The organism is Hallella seregens ATCC 51272 (assembly GCF_000518545.1).
Lineage (GTDB): Bacteria > Bacteroidota > Bacteroidia > Bacteroidales > Bacteroidaceae > Prevotella > Prevotella seregens.
Map to the genome: position 1 here is coordinate 1 of NZ_JADU01000041.1, position 14443 is coordinate 14443.

A 14443-nucleotide genomic window follows, 5' to 3' on the forward strand; every position below is an offset into this window, starting at 1 on the left:
CCGTCACGCCCGTCTTGAGCTGCGCGTGGAAGAGCTTGTCGAACACCGTGTTGTCCATCTCCAGCCGGTTCACGTACAGGTCGGCGTCGATCTTCGTCACGTGCTGTGCCACGTCGTCCGCGCCCAGGTCGGCCACGAGGTTGCGGATGAGCCCCGTCTCCTTGTCGTAGTTCGATGCCGTGACGTTGGGATAGGCCTCCATCACGCGGTTCACGGCCTCGGCGGCGGCCAGCACGGCCGCGTCCGTGCTGTGCAGGTGCAGGGCCACGGCGAGCCGCAGGGCCTGGTACGACCTGTCGCGCCGCTCGTCGGCCTCGCGCATCTTCTGCGTGTTGGGCTCCGTTCGGGGCTGGTTCAGGGCCTTGTCCTCGTCGGCCACGGCAGCCTCGAGCGGCCCGAGCACGGCGGTGAGCTTCTCGGTCTTCGCCTCCTTGCAGAGCGTGAGCACGCGGTCGACAAACTGGTAGTGCTCCATGTTGTGGAGCTGGTGCAGATAGATTTTTTTGGTTTCCATCTTGTTTTGAATTTGAGATTAATGCGATGTTTTTTGTGTTCCCACGGTTGGGAAACGCTGTTTTTCTCCTTTTTATGCTTTCCCAGTACTGGGACGGCCGTTTTTTCTTCGTTTTGTGCTTTCCCAATGTTGGGAAACGCTGTTTTTTCCTTTTTTATGCTTTCCCAGTACTGGGACGGCCGTTTTTTCTCCTTTTTGCGCTTTCCCAATATTGGGAAACGGGCGCCGGCCCGCATGTTTGGAACATACACGACGGGTGGAAACGATGCCGCATCGGGTGGCGGTGCATCCAAGGGGGGAGGAATGCCCTATACTTCTGATGCCTCGAAAGCATTATTTTTCTTTCATCCGTAATTGAACTCTGATGCGGAAACGAGACTACTCGAATGCCTTGACCATGTGACCATAATTACGAGTATTGTTGGCGGACATTATAGAGATTTCTGTACTTGTAAAATTGAAGAAACAGGCATAATTAGTAAAACTGTGATGGCCATCCGATGACCAATATGTTCCTTGCCAATAATCAGACATGTATAATTGACTGCCTAAATAATAACCAGCAGCGTACAGATAGAAATAATCATTTAGCTCGCTGATCTTTGGCAGATCGTGCGAAAGATTATAACTTTCAAGACTTGGGGGATCATCGCGCATGTTTACTCCATTGGGCGCTGCTGCTGCCATTGCGGACTCGGTTGTGGAATTGTCAAAAGCTATTTTTGCTTTTTTCTTCAGCCACAAACGACCGCGGAAAAGATGCCCCATCATGAGCCACAGTTCATCGTCCCAATGTGGATTGCCTTTCTGGGCATACCACTCCAATTCGTTCGTATTGGGGCAGATGGCGCAAGAATTTGAGGCATAAATATGAGCTGATCCTGTAGGTACAGGATTGTAATAGCGGTCGGGATCCGATGCCGTGGGATAATTGGGATTGCCTCCGTCGAATCCGAAAGTGGGCTGCCAGATATTGGGGTCTGAGGGATTGGCAGGATTCCATTCATGCTGCCACCAATAGTTCTGTTTGGCATCCCACATGTAGTAGTTCTTGTAGTCGTTGTTGGTCTGAAAGTCGAGATTCGACGTAATGTCCTGCATCTTGCCCGGCTTGAAATCCATGGTCACGTATTTGGTGATGGTTCCCTCTATAGGTTGAACCTGGCCGCCCATATTGTATGGCTTATAAAATCCGTCTACCGTGTTCTTCAGCCAATAGCGGATGCGAAGCGAGTGGGTGCCGGGAGCGATGACGACATAAGAGGCGTTCTTGCCCATGTCGTCGGTCGTGTTGTCAAGTTCGAATCCGCTGCCTGTGGTCAGCGTGATGGTTCTGGAGCCACCCGAGGCAAGGGTGAGTGTTCCGTCGGTGGCAATGTTGTAGGTGCCGGCAATATCATCGTCGGAAACGATTTCTATCTTCGTGAGCTTGCTGCGATGTACGTAGGCATTGGAGGAGCGGGGAATCAGACAGAGGTAGGAAGCCTTGTGGTCGAGAGTGAAATCGTAGTCGGTGACACCGTCGCTTGCTGTGGCTGTGGCAATGGCACAGTCGCCCGACTCGCCAGCATGGTCAAAGTTGTTGGCGGCCGACTGCGTCTGCTGTGTCTTGATCTCGACCTGAGGCTGCGTGCCGTCTATCGGTTTGTTGGTGTAGACAACATCGTGCGTGGGGTTGCCGTAAACTCCGGTGGTGAGTGCAAACCTGGCATGCGAAGTCTTGGCTGCTGCGGGAAAAACTGCTGTACCACTCTGCTGCCACGTGCCTCCATTGTCCTTCACCCAGATTTTGTCCGTGACCGACCAGGTTACGGCTGCGCCGCTGCCTTTCGTGTGGCCTACGATGGCCGTGCGTGTGGTGGCTTCGGCTTGAGTCTCACCGCTGAATACGGTCGCTCCAGCAGGAACTTTTCCGCCATTCTCTTTTTGCTCGGGCTGTGGCATGCTATTGTCGTTCGCACAGTTGACGGTCAGTATTGTGGTTGCCATCAGCAGACATGCTCTGAACCATCGGTCTGTTCTTTGTTGATTGCCTAAAGTCTTCATTCTGTTTTTTGTTTTATCTGTTTTTGTTTCCATTCGTGGTGGCAGCAAGCTGCCGGCTCGTACTTGATAGTCGCGGAAAGCTATTCTTCCCACGGCTTGAAGCCCACCTTGCCGCCAATCTCTCCGTCTCCGTCCTCTTCGTCTTCCCATGCGCTGCTCCATCGCTTGGCATCTCCGCCTTGACCGCCAGCACCTATGGTTCCGGCATTACCGCTGGCAATCTGCATCAAATAGTCACTTTCGACCGTGATGACGGTTGCCTCAGGGCACACATATACCTGCTTGTTCGTTTGCTTACTTTTCATGCTTTAAACTATGATTTGGTGAATTAAAAATGTCTTATTTTACTTTTTGAACGGTTGCCAAAAAGGCACGAAAAATCAAGCAAAGGAAACTCCGGGGAGTCCTTTGCCTATTGGGGTTGCGCGTGGTTCGCCTCGCGCGCGTACGCGTGTATGTTTTAGAGAGAGGTTACGCCAGTGGCTTGAGAGAGAGAGAGAGAGAGAGTAGCAAATTATTTGGAACTACCAAACAATTCGACGAAAAAATTGCAGGAAATTTTGCGGTTCCCTGCGCCTCTTCAGCTCTGTTGTATCTCTTAATGGTGTACATGTTTTGCGACAAATGCGCTGCAAAGGTAGTGAATGTTTGGGAAATGAACAAGAATTAAGGGTAAAAAAAGTAAAAGAGTAAAAGGGTATGGCCGTGGTATTTAGGCACAATCACGCCGCGACTTCGACTTCACCACCAGCCAGACGCCCGAGAACACCAGGATGACGGCAACGCCCTGCATCCACGTAAACACGCCCAAGCCGGTGAGCACGCTCACCGTGACCGAGACGATGGGCTGCACATAGTTGTACACACTCACCACCGTGGGCCGCAACACGTGCTGCCCAATGATGGACAACAGATAGCTCACAAAGGTGCCGAAGAACACCACGTAGCCCGTCTCCATCCAGGCTTTTGCCGGTATTTCGGGCCACGGCAGGGCGGGCACGTGGGTCAGCGTGAGGGGCAGAACGATGACGGCGGCCCAGAGAAACATCCACTTGTTGACGGTCACGACACTGTATTTGCGGATGAGCCGGCTAAAGAGCGAGAGGTAGAGGGCAAACGACACCTGGGCGCCCATGCACATCAGGTCGCCCCGAATGTCGCCCACACGAGCACTGGCGGCCGACATGCTCGTGAGGATGAGCGTCACGGCACCACAGCAACCCATGAGTACGCCCCCAGCCTTCTTGGCCGTGATGGGCTCGTGCAGAATGAAAAAAGAGAGCACCATGGCGAAGATGGGCATGGAGGTGGTGACAATGCTTGAGTTGATGGGTGAGGTAAAACTCAGGCCAACGGTGTACAAGCACTGGTTGCACACAATGCCCAGAACGGCGGCACCGGCCATCAGCAACACGTCGCGCAGGGGCACGTGCTCGTGTTTCACGAAGAGAGAAGTCAGCCAGAAAAGCGCGGCAGCACCGGTCACTCTGAAAGAAACCATCGAGATGCCGTCCACTCCATGATTCATCGCGTCCTTGCCCAGCGGAGCCATGAGGCCCCAGATGGCCTCGGCCGTGAACATGCTGAGGTGAGCCTGCAGTGGTTTGTTGTTGTCCATACCTGTCGTTCAACCTTAAATTCGCGCAAAGATACGAATAAAAAGAGGACGGAAGATTGGAACATCGGGATTTTTTGCTAATTTTGTCACATACACATCAACCTTGTCAGACATGCAGAAATACGCAGACTATATCAAGCAAATCGAGATTGAGTCGCTATGGAGCGGCCAGAAGCACGTGGTGTGGAATCTGGACCGGCAGGTCAATATCTTGAGTGGAGTGAACGGCGTGGGCAAGTCCACTATATTAAATAAGGTGGTGAAGGGACTGGCGGCCGGGGGCGAATTTCCCAGCCACATGATTAAAGGCGTGCACCTGAAAGTGGAGCCCGCAGACGCCAAATGGATTCGCTACGACATCATCCGCAGCTTCGACCGCCCGCTCATGCACTCGGACGCGGTGACAAAAATGGATCTCTCGTTGGCTACGGAGCTCGACTGGCAGCTCTTTCAGCTACAACGCAAGTACCTGGACTACCAAGTAAACGTGGGAAACCGCATTATCGAGGCCTTGCAAACCTGCGGCACCGACGCCCCCTTGCAGGCGCAGCGGCTGGCCGAGCCGAAGCGCAAGTTCCAGGATTTCATAGACAGCCTCTTTGCCGACACTGGCAAAACTATCATCCGGACGGAAAACGAGATACGCTTTTCGCAACTGGGCGAGACGCTGGTGCCCTATCAGCTGTCGAGCGGCGAGAAGCAGATTCTGGCCATTCTGCTCACCGTGCTCGTGGAGGACAACCAGAACTACGTGCTCTTCATGGACGAGCCCGAGGTGAGCATGCACGTGGAATGGCAGAAACAACTCATCGACCTCATCCTGGCCCTGAACCCCAATGTGCAGGTGATTCTCACCACCCACAGCCCCGCCGTTGTGATGAACGGATGGATGGATCGGGTTACCGAGGTGAGCGACATCACCGATCAGAACCGCGAAGGATAGCAGCAGACCATGGGCAAACGACTCAGCGACAACATCACCTCTTCGTATTTCGAGGCGGCCAACCGGCTGAACTCGAAACTGTCGCGACGCAAAATCGTGGCCTACGTCGAGAGCTACGACGACGTGTACTTCTGGCGGCAGATACTGAGCCAGCTGGAAACCGACAGGATGTACTTCGAGGTGATGCTCCCCACGCGCGTGCAACGGCTCGAACGGGGCAAGAAAGCGGTGCTCATGCAGCTGCTCTCGGGCAACGTGGGGCAGAGCATGATAGCCTGTGTGGACGCCGACTACGACTATCTGGAGCAGGGAGCCACGCCCACTTCGCAGCAGGTCATCGCCAACCCTTACGTGTTCCACACCTATGCCTACGCCATCGAGAACTTGCAGTGCTACGCCCCGTCGCTGCACGACGTGGCCGTGGCCGTGACGCTAAACGACCATCTGATTTTCGATGCCGAGCAGTATCTGACCGACTATTCCGAAGCCATCTTCCCGCTGTTTGTGTGGAGCATTTGGTATTACCGCACGCCCCACTACGGCCAGTTCACCATCACCGATTTTCTGAAAACCATCGAGGTCGGTGCCTTCTCACTGAACCACGTGGACGAAGCCATCAGGAACCTGCGGCGAAAGGTGGGCCGCAAGGTGGAGTTGCTGCAACACCGCAACCCTCATGCCCGCGAGAGTTATGGCCGGGTCAAGGAAGACATCAAACGGCTGGGCGTCACACCGTCCACCACCTACCTCTATATCCAGGGGCACCACCTATTTAACAAGGTGGTGTTGCCCATGATGTCGAAGATATGCGACAAGCTCGTCCGCGAAAAGGAAAACGAAATAGCACGGCAGAGCGTGCACGGCACACAACGCCGCAACGAACTGTCGTGCTACAGCAACAGCGTGGAAGACATCATTCCCATGCTGAAAAAAAACGCCGGATTCATGCGTTCGCCCCAGTATCGGAGCATCAAGGCCGACCTGGAACGCTTTGTGCAGGAACTGGACAAGCCCGCCGCGGCTCAACCCAGCACCACGTCGAGCAGCATCATCAACACGAAACCGATGCCAAAGCCAATGGTGGAGAGGTTGGAATGTTCGCCCTCGGAGGCCTCGGGAATGAGCTCCTCGACCACCACATAGAACATGGCACCGGCGGCAAAGGCCAGCAAATAAGGCAGCACGGGAGTCATGACCGAAGCCAACAAAATGACCAACAAACCGCCAACAGGCTCTACGGCCCCGCTGAGCGTACCAATGATGAACGACTTGAGACGGGTGCCACCGGCCGCCTTCATGGGCATGGAGATGATGGCCCCCTCGGGAATGTTCTGAATGGCAATGCCCAGAGACATGGCCATGGCACCCGCAGCCGAGATCCATTCGCCCCCCTGCAACGCGCCGGCAATCACCACACCCACGGCCATGCCCTCGGGCACGTTGTGGATGGTGACGGCAAGAGACAGCATGGCCGCCCGGGAAAGGTGCGACCGCGGGCCCTCCGGACGGGCATTGCCCAGGTGCAGGTGCGGGGTGATCACGTCGAGCAGCAACAGGAAACCCATGCCCGCCAGCATGCCCAGGGCGGCCGGCACAATCTTCAGTTTGCCCATATCGGAAGACATCTCCATGCTCGGGATGAGCAGCGACCACACCGAAGCAGCCACCATCACACCCGAGGCAAAGCCCAGCAGCGACTTCTGCACGCGCTGGGGCATCTCGCCTTTCATGAAAAATACACACGCCGCGCCCAGCGTCGTCCCCAGAAAGGGAATGAGCAGGGCCAGAGAGACTCCATTCATCATTGGTCTGCGATTTTTTGTTTTGCGGTGCAAATGTAGGCATAATTCTCTTTTCCCACAACTTTTCCGGCCGTGCAACAGCCCAAATAATGATGTTTGGGTATGAAAAAGCAGACGCAGCCATTGGCAGTTTCCTCATTTTAGGCTAACTTTGCACAACACAAGCCCGTGGCCGGAAAGCCACCGAAACCCTTATCCGCAAGACACATGAAAGCCTACCAAGCCGTTATCGTATTTTTGCTGCTCGCCGGCTGTTCCGCCGTCGCAAGCCTACACAGCTACCGCTGCGCCGAGGGACTCATCGTAGCCGACATGAACCAGGCCCTGGCCCAGACGCTGGACACCAAGCGCGAGGGATGGATTACGCCCGACACCATCCGCAACTATCGCAGCCACCTGCAAATAGCCGCCCTGCGCAAACGGTCGATGGTGTGCTATGCCATGGACGAACCGGGGCCGGGCCTTTGCAGCCGCAAGATGCGCTGGAACGGGGCCCAGGCGCCCATCGTCTTTCAGGGGTATGCCAATTGTTCGGCAGCCTCGGTCTTCGCACTGTCCGACCAACGTCTGTCCTTCTCGCTCTCGTTGGCGGCCCTGCTGTGGCTGGCGGGTTCCATAGCCTGTCTGAGGCGGCAGCATCGCAGACACACCGTGCTGGGCGGACTGGCCTTCGACGCACAGACACAATGTTTCTATGACAGCCGGCACCGCCCCGTGGCTTTCACTCCCATGCAGCAACAACTCATGACGCTCTTCTTCACCGCAGACGAACATCGCCTGTCCAAGCAGGTCATCTGCGACACGCTTTGGCCCAAGAAGCCCGATGCCAGCGACACGCTCTACACCCTCATCAAGCGGCTCAAGCCTGTTGTTGCGAGTTGCAGCCGGCTGCAAATTGTTTCCGACCGCGGCAAGGACTACCAATTGCGCGCAGAATAGCCCTCTTACACCCATAACACCCACATCTCCAGCAGTTTGCATGGAGATGTCAGGTGGCAGATGGTCAATTGTCAGGCAGTTGTCAGCTTTGTTTTTGCCATTTTCCCCAACATCGCCCTACCTTTGTCTCAAAAACAAATGGCGATGAAACACAATGTAAAAACAAAGATGGCGGCTGTTATTCTCCTGCTCACCCCTACCCTATCCACACTGGCCCAAGAGGAACAGCCCGTGAAACTAAACGAGGTAAAGGTGGAGGCAGCCCGCGTGGTGAGCAAGCCCAACGGACAATACATCATGCCTACGGAGGCACAACGGCTGGGATCGGCCAATGGCTACGGGCTGCTGGCCAAACTGGGACTCGCCCGTGTACGTGTGGACGAAGTGATGCATGCGGTGACGGCGGCCGACAACCTCGGCACGGTGCAGCTGCGCATCAACGGTGCGCTGGCCTCGCGCGAAGACCTGTTGGCCCTCGACCCCAAACTGGTGACGCGCATCGACTACGTGTCCAACCCTGGCGTGCGCTACGGGGCTGGGGTGGCCTGCGTGCTCGACATCCATACCCGCCGAAGCGAGGCTGGGCACACCGTGGGCACGCAGCTGGCCAACACGCTCACCGCCTGGCACGGCAATGATGCCGTCTATGCCAAATGGAATCGGGGACGAGGCGAGTTGGGACTCACTTACAACATGAGTTATCAGGACTTTCGGGGCGACCGTTATGCCGAAGAAGCCGACTATCTGCTCACCGATGAGAGTCACCGCACCGTGAGCCGCACGGACCAGACGACACGTTCGCGCTCGTTTGACAACAACATCGAACTGAAATACAATCTGGCCGACTCCACAAACTATGTGTTCCAAGCCACGCTGGCCGGTGCTTTCAGCCATGCGCCGGGCAACGGCAAAACCGTACTCGTGGCTGATGCAGGGCGTAGCCAGACTGCCATGAACTGGCAGTCGGACAAGCAATGTACGCCCAGCCTTGACCTCTATTTCTTCTGTCAGCTGGGCACCCACCAGACACTGACAGCCAATGTGGTGGGCACCCACATTGCCACCACCGACTCCTCCTATACCGATGAGGGCTCGGCCTACGCCTACCAAGTGGAGGGACGCACGTGGTCGCTCTTGTCTGAGGCCATCTATGAGAATCGGCTGCACCCCGTCACCCTCTCACTGGGATTACGCCACACGCAGAAATACACGTGCAACACCTATACGGGCGATGCCGCCGCTGTGAACGGCATGCACAACCGCGGGCTCTATCTCTTCAGCGAGGCACAGGGAAAGGTCGGCCCAATCGACTATGTGGCCGGCATGGGAGCCAGCCGTGAGCACTATCGGCAGCAAGGACACAGCTACAACTACTGGCTGTTGCGACCAAAAGCCACACTAAATTGGACTGTTACGAGGCCGCTCAGCCTACGCTACGTGTTCGAGATTTCGCAGCACATCTCCAAGATTGCCATGATTAGCGACACGCGCATCCGCCGCAACAGTCTGGAATGGACGGTGGGCAACCCCGACATACGACCCAATCGGGTCACCACCCACCGCCTGACAATCGACTATACACGACCGCGATGGCAATCGGAGATGGAGGTGGAATACCGGATGAACCATAACTGCAACTTGGCCAAATACACGCGGACAGACGACAACCAATTTCTCTACACCCAGGCCAACCAGCCCGCATGCAACATGCTGCGGCTGCAGGGCAGCCTACGCTACGACATCGTGCCCGACAAACTGACGGCCTCGGCCGATGCCTCGTTATGCCGGTTTTTCAACCTCGGCGACGACTATCGGCACTACCTCACCTCATATAATATATATGCGGCTCTCAAAGCCTACTTGGGACGCTGGACACTGATGGCCTATGCCGACAACGGCTGGAAGTTCATGGAAGGTGAGAGCCAAGGGCATCAGGGAGCCGCCACCTATCTGGCATGCAGCTACAGGATGGGACGTTGCATGCTGGCCCTCCACTGGCAACACCCGCTGCAAAGCCGCATGCTCAGCAATGAGGGCGAGTTGAAGAACAAGCTCATACACAAACGGTTCAGTCTGCACTCCTCCGATCGGGCCAACATGCTCACCCTCAGACTGACGTGGAGGCTTGACCGCGGTCGCCGGTACCGAGACATTGACAGAACCCTGCATAACAAGGACACCCAAACGGGCATTCTCTGAATCTGCACGATGCGTCTGCAAGACTAATGCCTGCGTCATACCCAGCAGCTTTCTCTGTCAGTTTGTCAGTCTTTCGGCAATGGCATATCGTTTGTTTAGTAAGGGCAGACAACAATGTCAGAACAACGAACAGACAACAAATAAAATAAAATACGATTATGGGAAAGATTATTGGAATCGACTTGGGAACAACCAACAGTTGTGTCTCTGTATTTGAAGGCAACGAGCCTGTAGTAATTGCCAACGCCGAGGGCAAGCGCACCACGCCTTCTGTGATTGGCTTCGTGAAAGATGGCGAACGCAAGGTGGGCGACCCTGCCAAACGTCAGGCCATCACCAACCCAAAGAACACCGTCTACTCCATCAAGCGCTTCATGGGTGAAACCTATGAGCAGAGCCGCAAGGAGGCTGAACGCGTGCCCTACACCGTAATCAACGACAATGGTTACCCCAAAGTGGAGATTGATGGTGCCGCACATCCCTACACGCCGCAGGAAATCTCGGCCATGGTACTGCAGAAGATGAAGAAGACGGCCGAGGACTACCTTGGGCAGGAGGTGACGGATGCCGTGATTACGGTGCCGGCCTATTTCTCCGACTCGCAGCGTCAGGCCACCAAGGAGGCTGGACAGATTGCCGGACTCAACGTGCGCCGCATCGTGAACGAGCCCACGGCTGCCGCACTGGCCTACGGCGTGGACAAGGCCAACAAGGACATGAAGATCGCCGTGTTCGACCTCGGTGGCGGTACGTTCGATATTTCCATCTTGGAGTTTGGCGGCGGCGTGTTCGAGGTGCTCTCCACCAATGGCGACACCCATCTGGGTGGCGATGACTTCGACCAAGTAATCATCGACTGGCTGGCCGACGGCTTCCAGAAAGAAGAGGGCATTGACCTGCGCAAGGATCCCATGGCCATGCAACGTCTGAAAGAGGCTGCCGAAAAAGCCAAGGTGGAGTTGTCATCGACCACGACCACTGAAATCAACCTGCCGTACATCTCGGCTGAGGGCGGCGTGCCCAAGCACTTGGTAAAGACACTGACGCGTGCCCAGTTTGAACAGCTGGCTCATGAGCTGATTCAGAAGTGTCTGGTGCCCTGCCAGAATGCCATGCGTGATGCAGGCCTCTCCACGTCGGACATTGACGAGGTGATTCTCGTGGGTGGTTCGAGCCGTATTCCTGCTGTACAGACTCTGGTGAAGAACTACTTCGGCAAGGAGCCTTCCAAGGGTGTGAACCCCGACGAAGTTGTGGCCGTGGGTGCTGCCATCCAAGGTGCCATCCTCAATAAGGAGAGCGGTGCCGGAAACATCGTGCTGCTTGACGTGACTCCGCTGACCCTCGGTATCGAGACCATGGGCGGCGTGATGACGAAGCTCATCGAGGCCAACACCACCATTCCCTGCAAGAAGAGCGAGACATTCTCTACCGCTGTGGACAACCAAACGGCCGTGACCATTCACGTGCTGCAGGGCGAACGCCCCATGGCTGCACAGAACAAGAGCATCGGTCAGTTCAACCTTGAGGGTATTGCCCCAGCCCGTCGTGGTGTGCCACAGATTGAGGTGACATTCGACATTGATGCCAACGGCATTCTCAACGTGAGTGCCAAGGACAAGGCCACAGGCAAAGAGCAGAAGATTCGCATTGAGGCCAGCAGCGGTCTGAGCGATGATGAAATCAAGCGCATGAAAGCTGAGGCCGAAGCCAATGCTGCTGCCGACAAGGCCGAACGTGAGAAAGTGGACAAGATGAACCAGGCTGACTCAATGATATTCACCACTGAAAACTTCTTGAAGGACAACGGCGATAAGATACCAGCCGATCAAAAGCCTGGTATCGAGTCAGCCCTCCAGCAACTCAAGGACGCTCACAAGGCCGCTGACGTCACCGCAATCGATACGGCAATCAACAACCTCAACACCGTAATGCAGGCAGCAGCACAGCAGATGTATCAAGGTGCGGGTGCACAGCCGGGCGCAGACACAGGTCAGCAGGCACAGCAAGAGCAGACAAAGCAGAACGACACAATTCAAGACGCAGATTTTGAAGAAGTGAAATAAAGAATAAGAATTTATAGTAATCGCAGCAGTCTCAAATAGATTGCTGCGATTATTGCATTTAATCCTATATTTAACTAAACATGAATGTTACATACATCATAGGAAATGGTTTTGACTTAAACCTTGGTTTAAAAACAAGTTATCATGACTTTTACGATTACTATAAAAATATTCCTTCTCCGAACGAAGATATAGAGAATCTAAAAGAAGATATTAAAAGTAATATTAATCAATGGTCTGATTTAGAGTATAAGATAGGACAATATACAAGTGTATTTCCTGATTCAGGTAAAAGACGGATGATAAACATCCAGCTTGACCTAGCGAAAAACTTGAAGAATTATCTAAAAGGTGTTTCCGAATCAATGCCAATCACAAAGGGAAGTGGATTACTTTCTTTGTCTGATGACTTAGGGAATCCAGACAAGTACCTTACAAAACGAGAGAATAAGCAATTAGTGGAATTTTATAATAGCATCAATTCCTCATCTTCTTTTGTTCATATTATCACATTAAACTATACCTCGTTTATAGAAAATCTATTAGGGGTTCAAACGGGGATTGTTCTTGATTTGCAGCCCTCGGGCTTTAATGGGAAAACTGTATCTATAAATAAAATTCTCCACTTGCACGAGAAGTTGGAAGGAAATATTCTCATAGGTGTAAATGATGAAAGTCAAATTGCAAATGAGGCCTTTCGTACAGACCCAACATTAAAAGAAATTTTGATTAAACCTGTGGCAAATCAGATGTTTGGAACAGATGTAGATGAAGAATGCGAATCTATTATAGATACTACAAATTTGTTTGTCTTATTCGGCGTTTCTTTGGGAGATACGGATAGAAAGTGGTGGGAGAGAATTGCAAGCAGATTGCAGCAAGATCGGGCACGGATGTTAATCTTCCACCATGACACGAATTTTGAAGGCGCTTATTTAATGGGAGAAGAAAAACGGAGTGTTCAAGAAAAATTTTTAGAGCAAACTTCTCTCGATCAAGATTGGTGTAAGGTTTTGCAAGAAAGAATTTTTGTAGCCCCCAACACGAACATGTTTGGCAAAGTAAGGCAATCCATTCTTAATTCTAAAGGGGTTACCGTTTCTATAAAACCTAATAAAATAGCAAAAGGGTGAAAAGACGTGCTGGCATCTTTTCACCCTTTCTGCTATTTTATTCCGTCGTCGCCTGCCCCACTCCCCCCGGCTCCCCCGGTCCGGCCATATAATTCACCCTGACGAGCTTTTCGCCGTCGCTCTTCACCCAAACAAAATTCGTGGCATCGTCCTTGATGTAGAGCAGATAGAGTGTGGTTTTGGCGTCCAACTTGGCCGTGTGACCCGCATACGACAGCGACTTTTCTTCCAGCCCGAGTTCTTTCTCGAACGCGGGAATCAGCCCGGCCAGCAACTTGGCCGTCTTCTTCTCCCTCTCTTGGGGAGAAAGCCGGGAAGTGGTCTTCAGCACCTCCTGCTTGAAGCGGCGGATCTGCCGGTTCACATCGTCGATGAAGGCCGCATAGTCGGCCGCACCCTCGATTTCGGCATAGGCGTTAATGCGGCGGATGAGCGACTGGTAGGCCTCGTCGGTCCTGGCGCGCATTTCCTTCAAGGCTCCGAGCACCTCGGCCGACTGCTCCGTGTCGCGCACCGCCAGCGCCATCCGCACGTTGTCGTTCGCCTGCTTCATGCCCTCCACAAACGGCTGCAGATTCAGATTGGCCACCTCCGCAGCGTACTTGCCCTGCAGATCCTCCACCAGATTGGTCATCAGACCCGTCTCGCGGTCCAGCTGCATTTTCGGCGTGATACCGTAGTCCGTCAGGTGCTGCCACAGCTTGTCGGCCGCCAGCTTTTCAGACCCGCCGGGGAATCGGCAGTAACTCCTTACGCCCTCGCGATAGCCGCTGAAATAGCCGTCGCGCTGCTTGTCGGCCTTTTCAATCACATCGCTCAACGCGCTCTTGCGGCTCAGCACCAGCACGTCGTTCTCCGCCTTCACGGCTGCCGTCAGTGCGTCGGTCTGCGTCTGTGCCTTTGCATACACTTTCGCATCGGCTTTCGCCTTTCCGGCCACGGCCTCCATGAAATTGTAGTGCGCGCCGTTGTTGATGCGCGTCAGCGCAATTGTTTCAATCTCTTTTGTCATAGATTTCAACTTTTGGTAATGAATAAAATGGTTAACGATCTCGGAATAGCTCCGAAGAGCAATTTTTGCTTGTTTTAAGGCGTTGTAGGTCTACAATCTTCACTTTCCATTGGAATTTGACTTTCGTAGGCCTACAATCTTCACTTTCCATTGGAATTTGACTTTCGTAGG

General features: G+C 54.0%; 11 protein-coding genes and 1 pseudogene. 6 read left to right on the forward strand and 6 right to left on the reverse strand.

The genetic code is table 11. The annotated features are described in order from the left end of the window. The 4 genes from L888_RS0110630 to L888_RS0110655 form a co-directional block, all read right to left on the reverse strand. A partial coding sequence (locus L888_RS0110630; RefSeq protein WP_044249177.1) for a DUF6261 family protein occupies positions 1-514 on the reverse strand: 514 nt, incomplete at its 3' end. A gap of 378 nt (positions 515-892) precedes the next feature. Further along, a complete protein-coding gene (locus tag L888_RS0110640) occupies positions 893-2560 on the reverse strand; it encodes a hypothetical protein (RefSeq protein ID WP_075261868.1) in 1668 nt (555 codons plus the stop codon). Between the two features lie 80 nt (positions 2561-2640). Continuing rightward, entirely contained in the window at positions 2641-2865 is a 225-nt protein-coding gene (locus tag L888_RS0110645) for a hypothetical protein (RefSeq protein WP_027952881.1), read from the reverse strand. 407 nt (positions 2866-3272) lie between these two features. Next, entirely contained in the window at positions 3273-4178 is a 906-nt protein-coding gene (locus L888_RS0110655; RefSeq protein ID WP_027952883.1) for a DMT family transporter, read from the reverse strand. 112 nt (positions 4179-4290) lie between these two features. Here L888_RS0110655 and L888_RS0110660 point away from each other — a divergent pair, with 112 nt between their 5' ends. Together L888_RS0110660 and L888_RS0110665 are read left to right on the forward strand one after the other, a co-directional pair. After that, entirely contained in the window at positions 4291-5121 is an 831-nt protein-coding gene (locus L888_RS0110660) for an AAA family ATPase (protein ID WP_005844671.1), read from the forward strand. Between the two features lie 9 nt (positions 5122-5130). Further along, positions 5131-6150 (forward strand): annotated as a pseudogene (locus tag L888_RS0110665) (DUF4435 domain-containing protein); the annotation flags it as partial. On the opposite strand, the gene L888_RS15035 reads toward L888_RS0110665, so the two are convergent. After that, positions 6144-6923: a ZIP family metal transporter gene (locus L888_RS15035; RefSeq protein ID WP_075261869.1), complete on the reverse strand. Its 780-nt coding sequence runs from the start codon at positions 6921-6923 to the stop codon at positions 6144-6146. The pseudogene L888_RS0110665 and the gene L888_RS15035 overlap by 7 nt on opposite strands. Before the next feature lie 207 nt (positions 6924-7130). Here L888_RS15035 and L888_RS0110680 point away from each other — a divergent pair, with 207 nt between their 5' ends. The 4 genes from L888_RS0110680 to L888_RS0110695 all read left to right on the forward strand — a co-directional run bounded on the left by L888_RS0110680 (position 7131) and on the right by L888_RS0110695 (position 13260). Next, positions 7131-7862, forward strand: coding sequence for a helix-turn-helix domain-containing protein (locus L888_RS0110680; protein WP_027952886.1), 732 nt, complete (start codon positions 7131-7133; stop codon positions 7860-7862). 144 nt (positions 7863-8006) lie between these two features. Next, on the forward strand, positions 8007-10061 hold the full coding sequence (locus tag L888_RS0110685; RefSeq protein ID WP_245594870.1) for a TonB-dependent receptor: 2055 nt from the start codon (positions 8007-8009) through the stop codon (positions 10059-10061). A 158-nt stretch (positions 10062-10219) separates the two neighbouring features. After that, positions 10220-12127: a molecular chaperone DnaK gene (gene dnaK, locus L888_RS0110690; protein ID WP_027952888.1), complete on the forward strand. Its 1908-nt coding sequence runs from the start codon at positions 10220-10222 to the stop codon at positions 12125-12127. An 80-nt stretch (positions 12128-12207) separates the two neighbouring features. Beyond that, positions 12208-13260 carry an AbiH family protein gene (locus L888_RS0110695; protein WP_027952889.1) on the forward strand — a complete coding sequence of 351 codons (1053 nt, stop codon included), beginning with the start codon at positions 12208-12210 and terminating at the stop codon, positions 13258-13260. Between the two features lie 37 nt (positions 13261-13297). On the opposite strand, the gene L888_RS0110700 is transcribed toward L888_RS0110695, so the two are convergent. Beyond that, positions 13298-14272, reverse strand: coding sequence for a DUF6261 family protein (locus L888_RS0110700; RefSeq protein ID WP_027952890.1), 975 nt, complete (start codon positions 14270-14272; stop codon positions 13298-13300). Positions 14273-14443: the final 171 nt, after the last annotated feature.